Below are 22,009 nucleotides of genomic sequence, written 5' to 3'. Positions count from 1 at the left end.
AGAAAATAATAATGAAAAACAAAAAGGCCAGCATAATAATAGCTATCATAATGCTTATTGTTGGTGGTATAATTTTTATGAGACTTAAAAAATCATCTGAGAAGATATATATAGATGATATGCCGTCTAAAATTAGAAAAATACAATTATTTGATAACGATAAATTTGTTTTTGTTGCCGTAAATAATTATTTGGATGGTGTTGTTTTATATGGAGAAAATTATGTTACAACTGTTTCTTCGCATACACTTTATACAGGCAATTTGGAGAAGATTCCTCCGATTGGAAATGAAGAATATTATCAAATTATTAGTTATGATATACAAAGTGATAAAGAAAAAATTATTAAATTTGACTTATATAAATTACTTGGGAAAAATAATTTGTACCGTGCACCAAATAATGCTCCTCAAACCTATTTACAAAACGGAGACGATTATCTTACACTTAATTTGGAAAAATTAAGTGATCACGACTTGATGGGTGATAATATTAGACCTATCCTGTTTTTAGCTAATGGGGGAGGATATAATGACATTTCTGAAAAAGAGATGCAGAAGATCAACCAAAAGCAACAACAATATTTTAAAAACAAATATGATTGGTATAGGGGTGGGATCTCTGAACAGATCGACGCGAATCTAGCAAAGTATAATCTTTCAAGAAACGAAAATTCACTTTATCCAATGAATTATAAACCGTCTCAAATAAATGTCTCTGGTTCTAACTTTTCTAAATTATATCCAGAATTAGAAAAAAATATAAAATATCTAAATGCATTATATTTCCGTCCGAAACAATACAATGAGCGCGAATGGTTTGATAAAATCATTCATTGGTTTGCGCCAGCAGGTCAAGAAGTCATGGAACTGTATGCTACAGACGAAACAACTGGAGAGAAAACACAAATTCACTCTTATGATGAGTTTGTAGCCTGGATAAAGGCCCATCCAAAACAGGAGGAGGAAAATGAGTAAAAAGAATATTAAACCTGAAAATATAAAAGGTGTTAAGGCTAAATTTGATGCTGCATTTATCAATTTTGGATCTGGGATTGGACTGATTGTTGAAGATGATTCTAAAGCGAAATTAGAAGAATGTTTCAATGGATTTAAAGAAACTGCTGGCACTATTCAAGAGACAATTGTAAGTTTTAACGACTATTTAGATCAAGTAGCTACAGCATTTGAAGATACAGATTCATTCTTAGCATCAAGAATTGAAGGAAAAGGTGATGTAAAAGACTATAGAGAAGGACAAAATTTTAGGTCAAAAATGAGTGACGAAGTTCGTAAGAATATTTTCTATGGTCAGATTTAATTTTACTGCATCCTATACTCAAAGAATAGCTAGCCAAATTAAACTCTTAAATGAGCTGACTGAAAAAGAAGGGAAGTAAAAAGAAATAAGCTCTTTCTCAACTGTGTTGGTTGATAAAAGTTACAATTTGGAGAGGACCAAAATAGGTTCTCTTTTTTAATATTCTAAGCAATAAAACTTATCCCCTACTTACAAGTTTCCCCTTAAAATAAAGTGTATTTTAAGAGAAAACATTATAAATGAGAAGGAAGGTCTGTGATAAATTTCAAAGTACTGTATACTGACCTTAGTTTATCCAAATTGCCTTTTGACCATGTTATGAAACGAAGTCTCCTCCGGTTTTTTATAATTAGTGATTAACTTGATCTTTAAAGTAAATTCCGATATGATAGTAGTATTTAATGGAGTTTTTATCACTTCCAGATGACTATGACAAGGAGAGTACCTCGCGTGGCCTTGCCTCACTAAACTGTCTCCCGCAAGCGCAAAAGCAAGAAGCTGTCGCCATCGATCTGTCAAAAGATGGGAATATCCTCCTTTACGGAAGTCCAGGTACAGGAAAGACCACTTTCCTCCAGACAGCCGCAATGGATCTGGCTCGCAAGTAGAGTCCAGAAAATCTGACCATATACCTGCTGGATTTCGGAACAAACTCAATTGCCACATGTGGCAGATAGCCTCTTGCTGGATCAGACGGAGAAAATCCAGAAATTCATCCGGATCATCAACCGCTAGTTAGATCGCAGGAAGAAGCTCCTCTCCGAGCATGGTGTCGGCACCATCGCCCTCTACCGTGAAGTGACCGGCAAGCAAGAGCCAACCATGGTCATCCTCATGGATAGCTATGAGTCTATGAAGGACGAGCCTTATGAGACAGACCTCTTCAAGCTCTTCATCAGGAATGGTTTTGGAATCTTTTATATAATAACAGAAAAATGGATGATATTTTTTTCGCTGTTATAAGCTCCCCTGAAGCTGCAAAAAAAGCTCCAGCAAAAATTGCTGAAAATTGTATAATAGCGATTGGTTCTTCGATGCATTAGGGAAAGTAATGGCTTCAGTCTAAAGTTTTTAGATGCTATGGTTGCTGCAGAAGATGAAACTTTTTGGTCAAAATTGATTAAAAGTCCTTTAGCTAAGAAATTATTTGCAAATGTTCCTAAGTTGGAATGGTTTGGAGAAAGGAGTTAGAAAATGAAGCTATTTAATTATTCATTTGAACAAAGTCAGTCCTTTGTAAATGAAGATATTGTAAACAAATTAAATCAAAAAGGGAATTGGAAACGTTACATAGGCTTATTGATCACCTCAGTTGTTCTTTACTTTTTTTTGGTTGCTATTCCGATGTTTATAAGTAGGCATACAGTGGATCAAGCTCCTAATTATAGATGGCTACAGTGGCCTGCAATCTTTTTGTTCCTAATCATGTATTTGGTATATCTTTTCTTTTCAATCAAGTATAGAAATAGCCCCATGAAATTAAAATTTTGTACTTATTTTTATATGGTGATTTTGCTTTCAATGTTTACAGTGTGTTCTGGAATTATGATGATGACACGTCGTAATATGGCTAGTATAGTAGCGGGTGTCACGTTTGGTCTTGCAATTTTTTACTTGATTCGAACGGTACCTCGTAAGATGAAAGAAGCTGTTTGTAATCGGACTGAATTTAGTCCGATGTCATCTATACTGACAGATAGAATTTCAGATGGTTTGATCTTTTTAGGTGGAACAGGGATTACAGCTGGTCTAGTTCTATTTGATCGCTCAACTGGAAGTAATACGAGAGGTGGTATTGATGCAGTTTTGATGCCTTTAATGCCTGCAATATTTGTGTTTGCCACTTATGTATTTTCGATTGATTTGTTAAGGGGATATTATCTCTTCAAATACTCAGAGGAGTATCGAGAGCAATTTGGTTATTCGTCCAAGACTTGGTATGGTGAAAAGTCAAAGGAATATAGACAATCACTGAATAAGGAAACAATTTAATCGTTCAGATACATACATAGAGCCAACGATATGAATTGAGATATCAATTTAGCTATAATAGAGAAAAAGTTGAACGTTACTTTTTAGATAATGATAGAATGCCATTCAGGATAGATAAGAAATAATGTTTGAAAAAATTATTTAATATCCTAAGATATACGTTTTGGTAACGATTCTTAATAGCCAACGATTAATGGTTGATTTTGTAATGTACTTGATTATTTTCTTTAAGGTTGTTTGAATAATTCTATTTATCTGGTAACTAATTAATAAAAACAATGGCTCTTTGTCAACTGTATTGGGTTGATGAAAAGTTATAACTTAGAGAGAATCGCCTGGTTCTCTCTTTTTCATTTTCTCAACTCTCTCCACCCAGCGTCTAATTTGCTATTCATAGTAAATTCCGGTATGATAGTAAGGAATAAATTTTGAAACTACTCGATTATAAAAGGAGGGAACAATACATGAAAAAAAGCATGGTATTGCTGGTGAGTGTGCTTGTTTTAACAGCCTGTGCTCAGCCTAAAAAAGAAGCCAAGGAATCAACAGAAAACAAAACGGAGCAAAGTACAAAAGCTTCCTCATCTGCTAAAGAGGAGAAGGGCTTGAAATTTGTAGTCGCACCTCAGAATGAAGGAAAGACATCGGACTTGATTGAACTGGGTAAGAAGTTAGTTACGGAACATCCGGAAATCGGCGCTCAAGGAGAGATTACTGTGTATTTTACAGGTGGTACCTATACTTTTAAACAACAGGAATATGCAGTTTTTATGTTGGTCAACAAAACTACAACGAATCTTGATCGTGATGCCACCTTTAAAATTAGTTGGAGTTATGATGGCCACTCTATTTATCAAGATCAAGTGGTCCAGTATAGTCTATCTAATAACCCTAAGTTACCGACACAATCAGCGACACTTTTACTGCTCCCTTTGACGAGTGAACAGAGCTCGATCGTAGAAACAATGGCTGATGAAACGAAGATGAGTCTAAGTATCACAGATGTTTTAATGAATTAGGTGTAGCCGATATCTAAAGAAACGTATTTACAAGTAAAATAAGAGTTTTAAATGCGTTTTATTTTTAATGTGGGGATTAAGGTGATCGGTCTTGTGTTATTGATCATTATGCGCCTCAAACAATCGCGTTATATTCCCTACTTGATCGTGGTCATCGGGCCTTTCTTTGCCATATTCCGTCCAACCCTCCAAGCGTAAAAAGAACAAGAGGAGAAAGTGGAAATCCGGCAGAAGTTGCAGTCTGTCATGGAGGATATCCAAAAGCAAGAACAAAGCTTGAGAGAAACCGTCTAGTTACAGATGAAGGATCTACTTTGGACACCGCGTTCAAGCTCAGTGACGGATACGACGGGACAATGATCAGGATTGCCTGCTGTTGGCCAATCATCGAGAAATCACCTCTAGTCCGGTGATTTTTTTGTCTTCACTTCTCTCTCGAATTAATCCTTAAATTGTGATAAAATAAAAGTTACGAATGTTTTTGACTGGTCTGTTTTTGCTTAGAAGCGGGCCACTCAAAAGCGAGCAAAAGAATCAAGATCAAGGGAGAAACAATGTCCAACACCTTTGAAATTTTAATGGATCAGCTGGATATGCCGCTGGAAATGCGATCTTCCAGTGCCTTTTTGCATGCGGAGATTCAAGAAGTCGTGGTGCACAAGGTCAGTCGGGTCTGGGAGTTCCGCTTTGATTTTGCGGAAATCTTGCCCATTACTTTGTTTAAGGAATTGCGCCAGCGCTTGAAGGACGAATTTTCAAAGACAGGAAACCAGGCGACCTTTACCATCCAAGTGGCCAATCAGGATTTTTCTGCTGATTTATTGCGGGCCTACTACCGGGAGGTCTTTGAGGAAGGACCTTGTGCTAGTCAAGGCTTTAAGGGACTTTACCAAGACTTGCAGGTGCGAGCAGAAGGACAGGAATTGATCATCTCTGGTCCTTCTTCGGTTGATACGGAGCATTTTCGTAAGAACCATTTGCCCAACCTTGCTAAGCAGTTGGAAGCCTTTGGTTTTCCGCACTTCACCTGTCGGGTGGAGTCTGATGAGGAATTGACAGAGCAAGAAGTGGCGCGCTTTGAGGAGGAAAATGAAAAGATTTTCCAAGCAGCCAATGAAGAGACCTTGCGGGCTATGGAATCCTTGGCTCAGATGGCTCCGCCACCAGCAGATGAAGAAAAACCTGCCTTTGATTTCAAGGCTAAGAAGGCTGTGGCTAAGCCCAAGCTAGACAAGGCCGAGATCACTCCGATGATCGAGATTACGACAGAAGAGAATCGGATTGTCTTTGAGGGTGTGGTCTTTGACGTGGAGCACAAGGTGACACGGACCGGTCGCGTCTTGATCAGCTTTAAGATGACTGACTATACCTCGAGTTTTTCCCTTCAGAAATGGGTTAAAAATGAGGAAGAAGCTCAGAAGTTTGACATGATCAAGAAAAACAGCTGGCTCCTGGTGCGGGGAAATATCGAAATGAACAATTTCACGCGCGACTTAACCATGAATGTCCAAGACATCCAGGAAGTCGTGCACTACGCCCGCAAGGACCTGATGCCAGAAGGTGAGCGCCGGGTGGAGTTCCACGCGCATACCAATATGTCGACTATGGATGCTCTGCCGGAAGTCGAAGAGCTGATCGCTAAGGCAGCTGAGTGGGGGCATAAGGCTGTGGCCATCACCGACCATGGCAATGTGCAGAGCTTCCCGCATGGCTTTAAAGCAGCCAAGAAGGCTGGAATTCAGCTGATCTATGGGATGGAAGCCAATATCGTAGAGGACAAGGTGCCCATCACCTATAACGAGGTGGATCTGGACCTCAATGAAGCGACTTATGTGGTCTTTGACGTGGAAACAACGGGACTTTCAGCCATCTACAATGACTTGATTCAGGTCGCTGCTTCTAAGATGTACAAGGGCAATGTCATTGAGGAGTTTGATGAGTTTATCAATCCGGGCCATCCTCTGTCCTCCTTTACGACCCAATTGACAGGGATCACCAATGAGCATGTCCGGGGGGCTAAGCCTTTGGTACAGGTCTTGAAGGAGTTTCAGGCCTTCTGTGAGGGGACCGTTCTTGTCGCCCACAACGCTACCTTTGACGTGGGCTTCATGAATGCTAACTATGAGCGCCATGGCCTTCCCAAGATCACCCAGCCAGTCATCGATACCCTGGAATTTGCCCGCAACCTCTATCCAGATTTTAAACGGCATGGCTTGGGGCCATTGACCAAGCGCTTTGGGGTAGGCTTGGAGCATCACCACATGGCCAACTACGATGCGGAAGCGACGGGGCGCCTGCTCTTTATCTTCATCAAAGATGTCGCTGAAAAGCATGGGGTGACCAATCTCAAGGACCTGAATATCGATTTGATCGATGAGAATTCCTACAAGAAGGCGCGGGTCAAGCATGCGACCCTCTATGTCAAGAATCAGACCGGCCTTAAGAATATGTTTAAACTAGTCTCACTTTCTGGGACCAAGTATTTCGAAGGAGTCCCACGGATTCCCAAAACCGTGCTGGACGCCCACCGTGAGGGCTTGATCCTCGGATCGGCCTGCTCAGAAGGGGAAGTCTTTGATGCGGTCATGTCGCAAGGTGTGGATGCGGCAGTCGAAGTAGCCAAGTACTACGACTTTATCGAGGTTATGCCACCGGCTATCTATGCACCCCTCATTGCCAAGGAGCAGGTCAAGGACATGGAGGAGCTCCAGACCATTATCAAGAGCTTGATCGAAGTGGGGGATCGTCTCGGCAAGCCTGTTCTCGCGACAGGGAATGTCCACTATCTGGAGCCGGAAGATGAGATTTATCGGGAGATCATTGTCCGTAGTCTCGGTCAAGGGGCTATGATCAACCGGACCATTGGGCACGGAGAAGATGCCCAGCCAGCGCCACTTCCAAAAGCGCATTTCAGAACTACCAATGAAATGCTAGATGAATTTGCCTTTCTGGGAGAAGACTTGGCGCGCAAGATTGTTATTGAAAACACCAATGCGCTTGCAGAGACCTTTGAGCCGGTCGAAGTGGTCAAGGGCGATCTCTATACGCCATTTATCGACAAGGCCGAAGAAACAGTTGCGGAATTGACCTATAAGCGAGCCTTTGAAATCTATGGTAATCCGCTCCCTGATATTGTCGATCTGCGAATTGAAAAGGAATTGACTTCCATCTTGGGGAATGGCTTTGCCGTGATTTATCTGGCTTCACAGATGCTGGTGCACCGTTCCAATGAGCGGGGCTACCTGGTTGGATCGCGTGGATCTGTCGGATCCAGCTTTGTCGCGACCATGATTGGGATCACCGAGGTCAATCCACTTTCGCCTCACTATGTTTGCAGCCAGTGCCAGTACAGTGAATTCATCACAGACGGTTCTTATGGATCTGGTTTTGATATGCCGGACAAGGATTGTCCAAACTGTGGTCACAAGCTTAGCAAAAACGGGCAGGACATTCCCTTTGAAACCTTCCTTGGTTTCGATGGGGACAAGGTACCCGATATCGATTTGAACTTCTCTGGGGAAGATCAGCCGAGTGCCCACTTGGATGTTCGGGATATCTTTGGGGAAGAATATGCCTTTCGGGCAGGAACGGTAGGTACGGTCGCAGCTAAGACCGCCTACGGTTTTGTCAAGGGTTATGAGCGGGACTATGGCAAGTACTACCGCGATGCCGAGGTCGAGCGCTTGGCTCTTGGTGCAGCTGGGGTCAAACGGACGACCGGTCAGCACCCAGGGGGAATCGTTGTTATTCCAAACTATATGGATGTCTATGACTTTACTCCGGTCCAGTATCCAGCAGATGATGTGACAGCTGAATGGCAGACCACCCACTTTAACTTCCACGATATCGATGAGAACGTCCTCAAGCTCGATGTCCTTGGTCATGATGATCCGACCATGATTCGGAAACTTCAGGACTTATCAGGCATTGATCCAAATGATATCCCTATGGATGATCCAGGGGTCATGGCCCTCTTTTCTGGGACAGAAGTGCTAGGGGTAACAGCCGAGCAGATCGGAACGCCGACAGGGATGTTGGGGATTCCAGAGTTTGGGACTAACTTTGTCCGGGGCATGGTCGAAGAGACCCATCCGACGACCTTCGCAGAGTTACTTCAGCTCTCTGGTCTGTCTCACGGTACCGACGTGTGGTTGGGAAATGCCCAAGACTTGATCAAGGCGGGCATTGCCGATCTATCGACCGTTATCGGGTGTCGGGACGACATCATGGTTTACCTCATGCACGCGGGGCTCAAGCCTAAAATGGCCTTTACCATCATGGAGCGCGTGCGGAAAGGCATGTGGCTCAAGATCTCAGAAGAAGAGCGCAATGGCTACATCCAAGCCATGAAGGAAAACAATGTCCCTGAATGGTACATCGAGTCCTGTGGGAAGATCAAGTACATGTTCCCTAAAGCCCATGCGGCGGCCTATGTTATGATGGCCCTTCGTGTGGCCTACTTTAAGGTGCATCATCCACTTTATTACTACTGTGCTTACTTCTCGATTCGTGCCAAGGCCTTTGACATCAAGACCATGGGAGCCGGCCTTGAAGCCGTGAAAGCGCGGATGAAGGAAATCGCTGAGAAACGCAAGAATAATGAAGCTTCCAACGTAGAGATTGATCTCTACACCACCCTTGAGATTGTCAATGAGATGTGGGAGCGGGGCTTCAAGTTTGGCAAGCTAGACCTTTATCGCAGTCAGGCGACAGAATTCTTGATCGATGGGGATACCCTGATTCCACCATTTGTCGCTATGGATGGTCTGGGAGAGAACGTTGCCAAGCAGATCGTGCGGGCGCGTGAAGAAGGAGAATTCCTCTCTAAGACCGAGCTCCGGAAGCGTGGCGGTGTTTCGTCCACCCTGGTTGAAAAGATGGATGAGATGGGCATTCTTGGCAATATGCCAGAGGATAACCAGTTGAGCCTCTTTGATGATTTGTTTTGATGGAGAGAATCCATTCATAAAAGTTGATCCAGTTTCATCTAATGAAAAATGAATACCAATTAGAAGGCTATTGTATATCTAATGGATTTACAACAGCCTTCTTTTTTGTTACAATAAAAGCTAGAAAGAAGGTGAGAAGATGTCAAAGACGAGCATGAGTATCCGTTTGGATAGCGAGGTTAAGGAGCAGGCCCAACTGGTGTTCAATCATTTGGGGATGGATATGACAACAGCTATCAACATTTTTCTTCGTCAGGCTATTCAATATCAGGGCTTACCTTTTGATGTTCGATTAGACGATCATGGGAAGTTGCTTCAAGTAGTAACGGATGTAGAGCAAAATCGGAATATGAGTCAACCCTTTGAATCAGTCTCAGACTTGATGGAGGACTTGCGTGCTTAAGATTCGTTATCATAAACAGTTTAAAAAAGATTTTAAGTTAGCAATGAAGCGAGGTTTGAAGGCAGACTTGTTAGAAGAAGTCTTGAATTTTCTGGTTCAAGAAAAAGAACTTCCTGTCAGATATCGTGACCATCAATTGACCAATTCCAAGCATTTCCAAGGTGTTCGGGAGTGTCATATCCAGCCGGATTGGCTTTTGGTTTACAAAGTAGATAAGGACGAATTGATTTTAAACTTGCTGAGGACGGGAAGTCACAGTGATTTGTTCTAGAAACAAAGGAGGAGAACATGAAGTTAGAAATTTTTGCAGAAGACAAACCAGCTGAAAAAGTCTTTGAGTACAAGCTAGAGGTGGCAGACAATGTGCTGCTCCTTTCCACCGCCCTACTCTCAGGAGCAATTGCTTTAGCCGGCTTATTTTCAGCCTTGAAAGATTAACTGACAGCCTCTATTTTTCTTTTGAAAATAGAGGTTTTTCAGTCCTTTCAGATCTGATAAGTGTTTTCTTTGGCACTGGATTGTGTTACAATTTTTAGTAACGATTGTTTGTGACAAGGAAATAGAATAGATGAAACAAAGGAGAAGAGCGTGGCAAGATATTTAGTAGGGCCTTACAACAATAGTTGGAACTTTATGGATGCGGTTGAAAAAGCGCAGGATGGAGATACCATCGAGTTTGAAAATGGATATGTGTTTCAATGGCCGACAGATGAGGTGATTGTGATCAACAAGAGCCTTCATTTTGTGGGGCATGTAGTTCCAAATCCAAATGGTAATGGGCGCATGTTTAACAACACGATTGAGGCTTCTTTCCGATTTGTAGAGGGAGCACAGGTGACATTTGAAGATCTGTGGTTTAAAGTTAGTGGGAACTATACTGCCTTGACCTTATGGAATGAGTCGGCTATCACCTGTAAACAGGTCTATTTTGAAATCACCACTCCGACAAATAGTGAATTTTTTATCTATATGGATACACATTCGAAAATGACATTGGATGGAGTTGGGATGAAGGTTCCGGAAAAACACCAAAGTGTCATCGGAATGTCAGCATCAGAATTGTCCATTCAAAATTCAACGATTTTTTCTAAGATAGATCTGTCAGAAGGATCTAAATTGACCTTAGAAAATGTCCATATTGAAAAATTTGGGAATAATACGATCCATGCCAAGGACTCAGAAGTGATCGCAAAAAATTCAACGATTACAGGCGGGGATCTGGAAAAGGACTTTCCACCAGTTTGGTTGAGGAATGTCATCTGGGAGTCTGAAAACTGTAAAATTGAGTTGCCTACTGGAACTGGAGTCTGTCTTGACAATAATGTTCAATTCAATTCGGATTCGGATCGTATAACCTCCATCAATTCATTCAATAGTATGATCCGAGCTCACCAGGCTACATTTACAGAATTTTTATGCGTCTATGAAGAGTCCTTTGCTTCCCTGACTGGAGAAACGACCTTCTTGAATGAGAATGCCCAAACCATTTCATTTGGCGTTTTTGATGATGGTGTGCTGATGGCTGAGCATATGATTTGTCATAAGATTGCGGATCCTAATATACGGCTTCAAGGTGGAGCCTTTGTGAAGGTGGGCATCGTGACCTATAGGCAGGGCGATGCGCGTGATCTGACCAAGGAAATCGAGGATGACTGTGACTATCTTGTCGGTAGAGAAGTGGCTAAGGGCAATGCGCAAGTAGTTCCTACGGGACAGACGACGGATGCAACGGTGGCTCCAACCACTGCAAGAGACTCTGGACCAGAGAAGAAACAAGATGCTCTTCAAGAACTCAATAGCCTGATTGGTCTTGAAAAAGTCAAACATGAGATCAAGAAAATGATCAACATGGTGGAATTTAACAAGAAACGAATCGCTAGTGGCAAGGCTCCTGAAAAGCAAACCTTGCATGCTGCCTTTATGGGAAATCCTGGTACAGGGAAAACGACTGTAGCCCGTCTGTTGGGACAAGTGCTCTTTGATGCAGGTGTTCTCTCAGGGGAAGAATTCCGTTTTGTGGAAGCAACGGAGTCCGATCTGATCTCTTCGAATATTGGAGGAACAGCTGAACAGACCCAAGCCCTGCTTGAAAAAGCGCGAGGAGGCATCCTCTTTATTGATGAAGCCTATAGCTTGGATAAAAAAGACAGCGGTGCGGACTTTGGGATCGAGGCGATCAATACCATCCTCAAATTTATGGAGGACAATCGCGACGACATCATGATTATCTTTGCTGGCTATACCAAGGAAATGGAGGAGTTCTTAAAGACCAATCCAGGCCTTCGTTCTCGGGTGCCAAATAATTTCATCTTTGAAGATTTCACAGGAGATGAGATTGTCCAACTAGGTGAAATGATCCTAAGCAAAGGGGACTACAAACTCGAAGACCGGGATTACTATGCGCGGCACGTTAAGCGGGCTTATGATGGCTCGCTAGATAAGAGCAATGGTCGCTGGATTCGTAACCTGGATGAGCAATTGACCAAGACCATGGCAGATCGGGTGGTGGCCCAAGGTTCCGATGATATTGAGACCATCCTCAATAGCGATATCGATGCTGTCCTTAACCAAGGTAAGTATCAAGCAGGAGCCGACAAGGAAGAAGATGGGATGGCTGCCCTCAACCGTTTGGTTGGAATTGCTAAGGTGAAAGAGCAAGTCGAACAATTCGTGGCCATGGCTGAGTTCAATCAAAAACGGGCTGAACAAGGTGGCATCGTCGAAGACACGACCTTGCACTCTCTCTTTCTTGGAAATCCTGGTACAGGGAAGACCACCGTGGCCCGCATTTTGGGCAATATCCTCTTCCAAAAGGGGGTTATCAAGCAGAAGAAATTCATCGAAGTATCCCGGAGCAATCTGGTTGGAGGCTACCAAGGTCAAACAGCCTTGAAGACGCGCGAAGTCCTAGAAAGTGCACTGGGTGGAGTCCTCTTTATCGATGAGGCCTACACGCTCTATACCGGTTTAAATGATGATTTTGGGAAGGAAGCCTTGGATGAAGTCCTCAAATTTATGGAGGACCACCGCCGCGATATCGTTATTATCTTTGCTGGTTACACGAAAGAGATGCACGACTTCTTGCAGGTCAATTCAGGTCTGCAAAGCCGGATCCCAACTACATTTGATTTTGAAGACTACAGCCCAGATGAGATCGTTGAGATTGGTCTGTTAGGATTGCGTAAGCAAGGTTACCAAGTCAATGAAGCCCTTTACGGAGAGATTGTGAAAGGAAATTATATGTGTGCCAATGACCATAGTAATGGTCGCTGGGTTCGCAATCTCAATGAAAAACTCTTGCGCCAAGTATCAACTCGGGTAACCCGTGAAGGTAGTACAGACTACAATTCCATTTTGGATCAAGATTTGGAAGCTTTGAGAGAGAATAGAAGTTCTGAACAACCTCATACCGTGGATGATCAAGGCTATGTTCTTCCTTAAGTTGAAGACAAAGTCTTCTTAGAAACTTTCCTTAGGTGAGTACGGACATCAGCGAACTTCTACGAAGTTCCATGACTAAATCAAGATACAAAGGGCGTCTGCGGATAAAGTCAAAATAGGAAGTTTGACGCAGAATCTTTTGATTCTAGGAGATCTTATCTTTTTGACACCATCCGCAGCCCGTGTTCAATTTGTTTTGAGCCCCTTCGCTTTTCAATTTTTGGGCTCAGGCTAAAACAGTTTCCCAAACTGTTTTACTCTCAATAATTCCGAGTGCCTGAAACTATTAAGTTTCAGGCACTTTTCTCACAGCAGAAAGTTTCGGTATTTCTTGATTCGTTCTAAAAAGAACTTATTTTTATTTCTTTTCAGAATCACTTAACCTATTTTATATTAAAAAAGGTTGTTTACGTTCAAAAAGAATTCTACATGGACTTATGGTATACTAGGAGAAGATTATTCACTTATGAAGGAGAATGCAATGGTTTTACCAAATTTTAAAGAAAATCTCGAAAAATACGCTAAATTGTTAGTGGCGAACGGTATCAACGTGCAACCTGGCCATACCTTGGCTTTGAACATCGATGTGGAGCAAAGAGAATTGGCCCACTTGATTGTGAAGGAAGCCTATGCCTTGGGGGCACATGAAGTGATTGTCCAATGGGCAGATGATTTTACTACCCGTGAAAAATTCCTCCATGCACCGATGGATCGCTTGGACAATGTGCCTGACTACAAGATTGCAGAGATGAACTACCTCTTGGAACACAAGGCTAGTCGCTTAGGTGTGCGTTCATCTGATCCAGGTGTTTTAAACGGTGTCGAGGCAGAGAAGCTTTCTGCTTCTGCTAAGGCTTTGGGCATGGCCATGAAACCAATGCGCATCGCTACTCAATCTAACAAGGTCAGCTGGACCGTTGCTGCTGCAGCGGGTTTAGAATGGGCGAAAAAGGTCTTTCCAAATGCGGCTAGTGATGAAGAAGCAGTGGATCTCCTGTGGGATCAAATCTTCAAGACCTGCCGGGTGTACGAGGAAGATCCAGTTAAGGCTTGGGAAGAGCATGCAGCTATTCTCAAGAGCAAGGCAGATACACTTAATAAGGAACAATTCTCAGCCCTTCACTACACAGCACCAGGAACAGATTTGACTCTTGGCTTGCCGAAGAACCACGTCTGGGAATCTGCGGGGGCTATCAATGCCCAGGGCGAAGGCTTCTTGCCAAACATGCCGACAGAAGAGGTCTTCACAGCTCCTGACTTCCGTCGTGCAGAAGGATATGTAACGTCTACAAAACCGCTTAGCTACAATGGGAACATCATCGAAGGCATCAAAGTGACCTTTGAAAATGGAGAAATTGTGGATATCACAGCTGAAAAAGGCGATCAAGTCATGAAAGATTTGGTCTTCAAAAACAAGGGAGCGCGTGCCTTGGGTGAATGTGCCCTCGTCCCAGACCCAAGCCCAATTTCCCAATCAGGCATTACCTTCTTTAACACTCTCTTTGATGAAAATGCCTCTAACCACTTGGCCATCGGAGCAGCCTATGCAACCAGCGTAGAAGGTGGTGCAGAGTTCACAGAAGAAGAACTCGAAGCAGCCGGCCTTAACCGCTCAGACGTCCACGTCGACTTCATGATCGGTTCAAGCCAAATGGATATCGACGGCATCCGAGAAGACGGCACCCGCGTCCCGGTCTTCCGTAACGGAGATTGGGCAATATAGGGAGCAGGACAGAAATCGGTAGACGCAGTCTCGATTTCGTAGTCCTGCCCCCGCACAGTTGATTAGGAAGTACGAGTACCGTAGGAAGGAGTAGTTCCAATCAACCACTGCGCCGAGAGACAGAAATCGGTAGACGTAGTCTCGTAAAAAAAGTAAGGTAGTAGTGAATCATCACTACTACCTTACTTTTTTGTCAGTTACGCTATTCTAATATCAAAAGTCCTTCTTTGATTTCAAATGGGTTGTTTGGGTTGATGCGGTCATAGAACACGATGCCGTTGGTGTGGTCGATTTCATGTTGAACGACGATGGAGTTGTAGCCTTTGAGTTTGATGCGTTTCTTTTCCCCATCTTTTGTGAAATACTCAACAGTCACGCGGGCATGGCGAACCACATAGCCTGGGACGTTGCGGTCTACAGAGAGACAGCCTTCCCCGTCGCCAAGAGCCGCGTCTTGCACAGAATGGGCGACAACCTTTGGATTGTACATGACTTCTTGAAGGCTATAGGCTTCTTTTGGTGGGTTGCCATCGGCATCTTCTGGATTGGGAACCAAAACAGCGATGATTCGTTTAGAGATATCCAGCTGAGGGGCAGCGAGTCCCACTCCTCCACGGAGGCCAAGTTTTTCAGCCATAACAGGGTCTTGAGAATGGTGCAAGAATTGCATCATTTTTTCACCCAGGATAATTTCCTGATCAGACAAAGGGAAGGTCACGTCTTCTGCAACAGCTCGAAGTGTTGGATTTCCTTCGCGGATAATGTCATCCATATCAATCAAATGGGACGCTCTTGTAACTTTTTCAATTGCTTTCATCGTTTTACTCTCACTTTCTTTCTACCCTCCATGATAACACAAAAGAGCCTAAAATTAAAGTTATCTGTCGACGGTTTCCGCATGTTTAATGGACAAATCATTCATCCTTTTTGCATCTAAAATCGTATAGATCCGTCCTTCTCTTTGGACTAAGCCCTCTTCGATCATCTGCTTGATGACGCGGCTAAGGTGGCGGTAGCTGATCCCAAAACGCAGAGCCAGCTGATTCATCTTGGGCTTGAGGGTCCCATTTTCATCGCAATGTTCCAGAAAATGCGTAGCGAGGCGTTCCTTGACCGAATAATGAAAGTTAGCAGGAGCTAAATAGTTGATCTGGTGCAATTTCTCAGCTAAGGTCTTGGCCGTAGAGCGCAAAAAGGTTGGATCAAGTAGGAGGCGCTTCTTAAAGTGCTGGGCTGGGAGCTGAACGACTAGCGAGTCTTGGTCTGCAATGACCGATGTGATACAGACCCGATCGAGCAGGAGCTCAATCTCTCCTAAGAGTCCAGGTTTTTCTTGGATTTCAAGGATGGTGTCGCTGCCATTCTCAAGACTGTGGATAATCTTGAGCCGGCCCTTGAGAAAATAAGGAATGACATCTTGTTCAGATCCTTGGCGGCAGATATACTCTCCAGCCTGATAGAGAACGAGGTCCAGCTGACTAAGACAGTCGCCTGGAAATATCTGATCCAATTGGTAGTCTGTGATGATTTCCTTGAGTCTTGTAGATGGGGAAATTTTTTTCATCTCAACCTCCTAAAATAGGACAAATGTCCTATTTTTCTCTTTCTAAATTGATTATACTAGGATTCTATTGAAAATTCTAGTTTGAATCTTTTCTAAAAAAACTAGTAAAGTCAAATGTTACCAGTAAAGTGTAGGAAATAAAAAAATGAAAAAAACAATGGAAAGAATCAGTCTCTTGAGCTTGTCGCTTATGCTGATTTCATCCTTTTCAATTACAGCCGGTTTGCCAGCTATGAAGGCCTATTTTAGCCACTTAGGATATTCAGCAGGCCAGGTGGAACTCTTGGTTTCCCTGCCGGCCTTTGCGGTAGTGGCCATGCTCTTTTTAAATAGCCTGATCGAGCGGTGGATGAGTGAGCGCCAGATGATTGTCGCAGGGCTCTTGCTCTTTTCAACTAGCGGGCTTTTGCCTTTGGTCGTGCAGGACTATCCTCTCATCTTTCTGAGTCGTTTTCTCTTTGGTTTGGGGACAGGAATGATCAATGCCAAGGCTATTTCAATTATCAGTGAGCGCTACTCAGGCAATGACAAGACCCGGATGCTGGGCTATCGGGGGTCTGCTGAAGTGGTGGGATCTGCCATCTTGACCTTTATTGTTGGACAACTCTTACCCCTAGGCTGGCCAGCGATCTTTGCCGTATATGGAGGTGGTTACTTGATTTTACTCCTCTATATCCTTTTTGTCCCCTATCCTAAGGAGAAAAAACAGGCTAGCTTGAAAGAGAAAAAGAAAGGTTCCGCACGCCTTCGCGCCCCTCAATGGCGTTTTAGTCTGATGCTAGCCGTGATTGCTGGTATCATCATTTGTTTCAATTCCATCATTAGCCTGCGCGTGCCGGATATCATTGTTGACGCTCGTATGGGAACGGCGACAACAGCTGGAACAGTCCTAAGTCTTATGCAATTGACAGGGATTGTAGCGGGAGTGGGATTTGCTAGTTTGACACATGTTTTCAAAAAGAACTTGCTCATGATCATGTGCTTTGGTTTCAGTCTAGCGTTAGCCTTGATTGGCTTGTCTGGACAGCTGTGGAGCCTGGTTCTAGGAACCCTCTTGGCCGGATTTACCTACAGTACAGGAGTAACCAGTATCTTCTATCACTTATCTGAAAAAATTCCGACTAATCTCCTGAATCTTGCGACCTCGCTTGTCTTGATTGGCTGCAATCTCGGATCAGCCCTCTCTTCTTTCTTCATCCAGTTGGTGACGCCACTAGCTCCTTCCAATCATCTGCTCTTTGTCTTGATTGGTGCTTTGATGCTCCTAACAGGAGTCTTCGCCTCACAATTACTAGCACGAACGAAATGAATTAAAAAATCATTTCGTTTTTTTAATTCAATCTATTGCGTCCTGTCACTAGCTCGTGTTATCATAGGAGGAGTGTGAAAAAAAGAATAGTTTAAAGGAAAAAATAATGAAAAGAATCATGGAGAAAGTGAGTATTCTCGCGCTTTCATTTATTTTGACGACCTCGTTTTCGATTTCGAGTGCGCAGTCGGCCATGTTTGCCTATTATAAGGGAATTCCTCACAGCATGATTGAGCTCTTGGTCTCGCTTCCTTCTGCAGGGATCATGGTTTCACTCATCTTCAATAAATGGATTGGGCGCCTATTTTCAGAGCGTCAGATGATTGTGACAGGCCTAGTCGCTTACGCTCTATGTGGCTTTATTCCCTTAATCAGTCCAGCCTATCCAGTTGTCTTTTTGTCTCGGATTATTTTCGGGATGGCGGTTGGCTTGCTCAATGTTTCTGCCATTGCCATTATCAGTGAGCGCTATAAAGGAAAAGAACGTGTCCAAACCCTTGGCATTCGGGGTTCTGCAGAGGTTGTTGGGACAGCTGTTTTGACCTTTGGAGTGAGTCTCTTGATTCGCTTTGGCTGGCAGGCTGCCTTTCTCGTCTACGGTATCAGTATTCCAATCTTACTTTTGTATCTCTTATTTGTGCCATATGGATCTACAACGGAAGCAGTGGAGGAAAAACACAAGGATTTGAAGATGACGGGGGGACAATGGCGGACAGCGCTCGGCTTAGCAGTTGTTGCGGCAGCGATCGTCTTGTCCAATGTCATGATCACCGTTCGGATTCCAAGTGTGGTCGAGCAAGTAGGGCATGGTACTGCCCAAACTGCTGGGATTATTTTAGCAGCCATGCAATTTGTTGGGATCTTGGCAGGTTTGGCCTTCTCGCCCTTGACCCAGCTCTTCCGCGATCGTTTATTATTGGTTTCGGGTGTAGCTTTTGGTATGGGCCAACTGTTGATCGGCGTCTCTCCAAATCTGTTGATTCTTGCCCTTGTAACCATCGCTTCTGGCTTCGCCTACAGTGTAGCCTTGACAACGGTTTACAATGTCTTATCAGATAAGATGCCAGCAGGGGTCTTGAGCCAGGCAACGTCCATGGCGGTTTTGGGATGTAGTACAGGTTCGATCGCAACGACCTTTGTCCTTAGTCTATTAGGGATGATCTCATCTGCTCCAGCCTTCATTTTTGGATTTTCTGGTATCCTCATGATCCTGATTTCCTTTTTTGGCCTTTGGATTGTGCGAAAGAGCGGGAAGTAATCATGCGTCTAGATAAATTTTTAGTGGATTGTGGCGTGGGGAGTAGGACCGAGGTCAAGCAGCTTCTCAAGCAAAAGAAAATCGTAGTGAATGGAAAAAAAGAGACAGCAGGGAAGCTACAGATTGATCCAGACAAGGATCAGGTGACCTTTATGGGAGAAAACCTGGTCCATGAAACCTTTGTGTATTATCTGCTTAATAAACCAGCTGGGGTTATCTCAGCGACTGAAGATGACCACCACCAAACGGTGTTAGATCTATTGGATGAGACAGCCCGTCACAAGGAAGTCTTTCCTGTCGGGCGTCTAGATATCGATACCCATGGCTTACTCCTTTTGACCAATAATGGCAAGCTCGCTCATGCCATGCTTTCGCCGAAGAAGCATGTGTCGAAGATCTACCGTGCCCAGGTGGCTGGGATCATGGATGAGGCAGATGTGGCCCGTTTTGAAGCAGGCATTGCCCTCAAAGACTTCACGACTTTGCCTGCGAGATTACAGATCTTAGAGGTAAATGAGGCAAACGATAGCTCCTATGTCGAAATTGAAATCGCAGAAGGAAAATTCCATCAGGTCAAGCGCATGGTTGCTGCTTGTGGCAAGGAAGTGGTGGATTTAGAGCGGATTTCTATGGGACCTCTAACGCTAGATCCAACTCTTCAATTGGGAGAATGGAGGAGGCTCCATCCTTCTGAACTCAAGTCCCTAGAGGTATTCGGAGTTCCCTTATAAGCAAAAAAAGCGGTCTGATTCTTACAGGCTGCTATTTTTTATTTGTATCAAGAAAATGAACTGAAAAGACAAAAAAGAATTAATTTGCTTGTGATATCAAAGCAAATTGTTTATAATGAAAAAAGATGGGTTGTGTGAAAATTCACAATATGTAGTGATAATTTTTTCGCTCGCGTACTTTATCTAGTAAACGCAGAAAAAGGAGAAAAATCGTTTATGAAAAAGTGGCTTTATTCTGTTGTAACAACAGTTGCCCTATTTTTACTAGCGGCTTTAGGATTTGCCAAACCCAATAGTCTTACTAATGTCCATGCGGATACGATCAATGATGTTGTGACATCTGTAAACATTTCTAAATCAACTGGTGGAGCGATTACAGATCCACTCGGTGTTTGGGATAGTTTTCAAGTTGAGGCAAAGTTTGTTTTACCGAATGGGCGTGTAAAAGCTGGGGATCAGACCGTTATCCAACTTGGAGATGACTTTAAGGTTTTTGAAATAGATACCATTGACCTTCTGGATCCAAGTGGTCAAAAAGTTGCGACAGCAACGGTAGATGATCAAAGAAAAATCATCACAGTAACCTATACAGATTATCCTGAAAGAATGGCCAATGTAACAGGGAAACTGCGTTTCTTTGCTCGTGTGGATCACCAAGTCGTCAAAGGACAAAAAACGATTGATTTCACTCTCAAAGTTAATAAGGATATTATTTCAGGTGGAAAGATCGATTATAAAGGAGTCAATCCAGGCAAGTATCCACCGACTCCAGAAGTCTTTAGCAAATGGGGATGGACTAATTCATATGATAAATTAAAATTGACCTATACCTTGAATATCAATCAAGGCCACACAGCCCTTCATAATATTGATATTAAGGACAAATTAGCTTTCACTGATGGCAAAATCAAGGTAGATTCTGTTAACATCCATACAGGAACTTGGAAGATCAGTGATGGAGATGGTGCCTATCATCTGCGGAATACTACAAATGTAACCAAGAATTATTCCCCTGTTGTCAGTGCTGATGGTCGTTCTTTAACCGTTCATATCGGAGATCTAGCTCCAGAACAAGGGATGACGATTCGCTATGATGTCTATTTGGACAAGGTCCCAGCCATCAATACATCCTACAAAAACAATGCTACTATGACAGCCAAAGAAATCAAGGAGCAAAATAAGGTTGCAGACGTTCTGTATCAGTTCCTTGATGGAGACTTCAATGGTGAGAAATACTCCTTCACTATTCACAAAAAAGGTGAAAATGGTCAAGCGCTTGCAGGTGCTATCTTTTCAGTGACAGCAGATGATACAGGCGAGCAAGTGGGAACCATCGAAACTGATGAGAATGGTGTTGGCACCATTACTGGTTTGATCAAACAAGCTTATACGGTTCAAGAAATTCAAGCTCCAACAGGCTATGTTCTCTCTGAAGAACCTATCAAGATCAGCAAGGATGATTTTGGAAATGACCTCGCGATTTCTCGTGATCTTGTGAACCAAAAAGAAAAGACAAGTGTCTCAGGCCAAAAGACATGGAATGATAATGACAACCAAGATGGCAAGCGTCCATCAAAAATCACAGTCAATCTCCGAGCAAATGGTGTCAAGGTCGCTTCTAAAGAAGTGAAACCAGATGCTACAGGAACTTGGGCCTATCATTTTGATAATCTCGATGTGGTCGATGATGCTGGAAATGTCATTGCCTATACTGTTTCAGAAGAACCTGTTGAAGGCTATGAAACAACTATTGAAGGAACCAATATTACCAACACTCGTACACCAGAAGTTACAGAAGTAGCGGTCAAGAAGATCTGGGATGATGCAGACAATAAAGAGGGTCTTCATCCTGAAAAAATCACAGTTCGTCTCCTTGCAGATAGTCAAGAAGTGGCTGTAAAAGAAATCACGGCTACTGATAATTGGCAGGCAAGCTTTACAGATCTACCCGTATACAAGGAAGGTAAGAAGATTGCCTACACGATTACAGAGGATCCAGTAGCTGCTTATACAAGCGACATTGATGGTTTCACGGTAACGAATCGTCATACACCACCGACGACTCCACCGACAACTCCACCGACAACTCCTCCTACAACGCCGCCAAGCACACCGGAAAAACCTGAAACTCCAACCACACCAAAAGAAGGAAAGAAAAAAATTCTCCCATCAACGGGTGAAGTAGTGGCTTATGGGTTGATCATACTCGGTGCACTCTTAGCAGTTTTTGCTCTAGTTTTGCTCTTGCGTGGAAAACGGAAAGATAAATAGATGTATATAGTTAAAAGGCAAATATCCTA

The 22,009-nt window shown here is 43.3% G+C and carries 17 protein-coding genes and 1 pseudogene; 16 read left to right on the top strand and 2 right to left on the bottom strand.

Annotated features, from left to right (window positions below):
* The first annotated feature begins 11 nt into the window (after nucleotides 1-11).
* From SM121_RS00615 to SM121_RS00560, 12 genes and pseudogenes are all read left to right on the top strand, one after another.
* The gene (locus SM121_RS00615) at nucleotides 12-977 is read left to right on the top strand and encodes a hypothetical protein (RefSeq protein ID WP_155172945.1); all 966 of its coding nucleotides are present in this window, start codon (nucleotides 12-14) and stop codon (nucleotides 975-977) included.
* Entirely contained in the window at nucleotides 970-1,320 is a 351-nt protein-coding gene (locus tag SM121_RS00610; protein ID WP_155172947.1) for a hypothetical protein, read from the top strand. The genes SM121_RS00615 and SM121_RS00610 overlap by 8 nt, the downstream gene beginning before the upstream one ends.
* Nucleotides 1,321-1,793: 473 nt before the next feature.
* Nucleotides 1,794-2,220 (top strand): annotated as a pseudogene (locus tag SM121_RS00605) (FtsK/SpoIIIE domain-containing protein); the annotation flags it as partial.
* Nucleotides 2,221-2,514: 294 nt separating this feature from the next.
* Nucleotides 2,515-3,312, top strand: coding sequence for a hypothetical protein (locus SM121_RS00600; RefSeq protein ID WP_155127292.1), 798 nt, complete (start codon nucleotides 2,515-2,517; stop codon nucleotides 3,310-3,312).
* A 464-nt stretch (nucleotides 3,313-3,776) separates the two neighbouring features.
* A complete protein-coding gene (locus tag SM121_RS00595) occupies nucleotides 3,777-4,331 on the top strand; it encodes a hypothetical protein (RefSeq protein WP_155127295.1) in 555 nt (184 codons plus the stop codon).
* Between the two features lie 51 nt (nucleotides 4,332-4,382).
* On the top strand, nucleotides 4,383-4,529 hold the full coding sequence (locus tag SM121_RS00590) for a hypothetical protein (protein ID WP_155172952.1): 147 nt from the start codon (nucleotides 4,383-4,385) through the stop codon (nucleotides 4,527-4,529).
* A 356-nt stretch (nucleotides 4,530-4,885) separates the two neighbouring features.
* Nucleotides 4,886-9,280 carry a PolC-type DNA polymerase III gene (locus SM121_RS00585; protein ID WP_320910948.1) on the top strand — a complete coding sequence of 1,465 codons (4,395 nt, stop codon included), beginning with the start codon at nucleotides 4,886-4,888 and terminating at the stop codon, nucleotides 9,278-9,280.
* A 139-nt stretch (nucleotides 9,281-9,419) separates the two neighbouring features.
* A complete protein-coding gene (locus SM121_RS00580; RefSeq protein WP_009732165.1) occupies nucleotides 9,420-9,683 on the top strand; it encodes a type II toxin-antitoxin system RelB/DinJ family antitoxin in 264 nt (87 codons plus the stop codon).
* Nucleotides 9,676-9,954: a type II toxin-antitoxin system YafQ family toxin gene (locus tag SM121_RS00575; protein WP_003013623.1), complete on the top strand. Its 279-nt coding sequence runs from the start codon at nucleotides 9,676-9,678 to the stop codon at nucleotides 9,952-9,954. Before SM121_RS00580 ends, SM121_RS00575 begins: the two co-directional genes overlap by 8 nt.
* 17 nt (nucleotides 9,955-9,971) lie before the next feature.
* The gene (locus SM121_RS00570; RefSeq protein ID WP_003013786.1) at nucleotides 9,972-10,121 is read left to right on the top strand and encodes a hypothetical protein; all 150 of its coding nucleotides are present in this window, start codon (nucleotides 9,972-9,974) and stop codon (nucleotides 10,119-10,121) included.
* Between the two features lie 150 nt (nucleotides 10,122-10,271).
* Nucleotides 10,272-13,124: an AAA family ATPase gene (locus tag SM121_RS00565; protein WP_320910947.1), complete on the top strand. Its 2,853-nt coding sequence runs from the start codon at nucleotides 10,272-10,274 to the stop codon at nucleotides 13,122-13,124.
* A gap of 481 nt (nucleotides 13,125-13,605) precedes the next feature.
* The gene (locus SM121_RS00560) at nucleotides 13,606-14,847 is read left to right on the top strand and encodes an aminopeptidase (protein ID WP_024056306.1); all 1,242 of its coding nucleotides are present in this window, start codon (nucleotides 13,606-13,608) and stop codon (nucleotides 14,845-14,847) included.
* 202 nt (nucleotides 14,848-15,049) lie between these two features.
* On the opposite strand, the gene def is transcribed toward SM121_RS00560, so the two are convergent.
* Nucleotides 15,050-15,664 carry a peptide deformylase gene (gene def, locus SM121_RS00555; RefSeq protein ID WP_320910946.1) on the bottom strand — a complete coding sequence of 205 codons (615 nt, stop codon included), beginning with the start codon at nucleotides 15,662-15,664 and terminating at the stop codon, nucleotides 15,050-15,052.
* Nucleotides 15,665-15,724: 60 nt separating this feature from the next.
* Nucleotides 15,725-16,411: a cyclic nucleotide-binding domain-containing protein gene (locus SM121_RS00550; RefSeq protein ID WP_151379137.1), complete on the bottom strand. Its 687-nt coding sequence runs from the start codon at nucleotides 16,409-16,411 to the stop codon at nucleotides 15,725-15,727.
* A gap of 145 nt (nucleotides 16,412-16,556) precedes the next feature.
* On the opposite strand from SM121_RS00550, the gene SM121_RS00545 reads away from it, so the two are divergent.
* The 4 genes from SM121_RS00545 to SM121_RS00530 all read left to right on the top strand — a co-directional run bounded on the left by SM121_RS00545 (nucleotide 16,557) and on the right by SM121_RS00530 (nucleotide 21,980).
* Nucleotides 16,557-17,720, top strand: coding sequence for an MFS transporter (locus tag SM121_RS00545; RefSeq protein WP_151379138.1), 1,164 nt, complete (start codon nucleotides 16,557-16,559; stop codon nucleotides 17,718-17,720).
* 106 nt (nucleotides 17,721-17,826) lie between these two features.
* The gene (locus SM121_RS00540; RefSeq protein ID WP_003013735.1) at nucleotides 17,827-18,978 is read left to right on the top strand and encodes an MFS transporter; all 1,152 of its coding nucleotides are present in this window, start codon (nucleotides 17,827-17,829) and stop codon (nucleotides 18,976-18,978) included.
* A 2-nt stretch (nucleotides 18,979-18,980) separates the two neighbouring features.
* Nucleotides 18,981-19,709 (top strand): pseudouridine synthase, encoded by a 729-nt coding sequence (locus tag SM121_RS00535; protein WP_151379139.1) that lies wholly within the window; start codon nucleotides 18,981-18,983, stop codon nucleotides 19,707-19,709.
* A gap of 216 nt (nucleotides 19,710-19,925) precedes the next feature.
* Nucleotides 19,926-21,980 (top strand): Cna B-type domain-containing protein, encoded by a 2,055-nt coding sequence (locus SM121_RS00530; RefSeq protein ID WP_320910945.1) that lies wholly within the window; start codon nucleotides 19,926-19,928, stop codon nucleotides 21,978-21,980.
* The last annotated feature ends 29 nt before the right edge of the window (nucleotides 21,981-22,009 follow it).

Source organism: Streptococcus sp. S1, from assembly GCF_034137685.1.
GTDB classification, from domain to species: domain Bacteria; phylum Bacillota; class Bacilli; order Lactobacillales; family Streptococcaceae; genus Streptococcus; species Streptococcus dentalis.
This window is presented reverse-complemented; position numbering and strand designations above follow the sequence as displayed.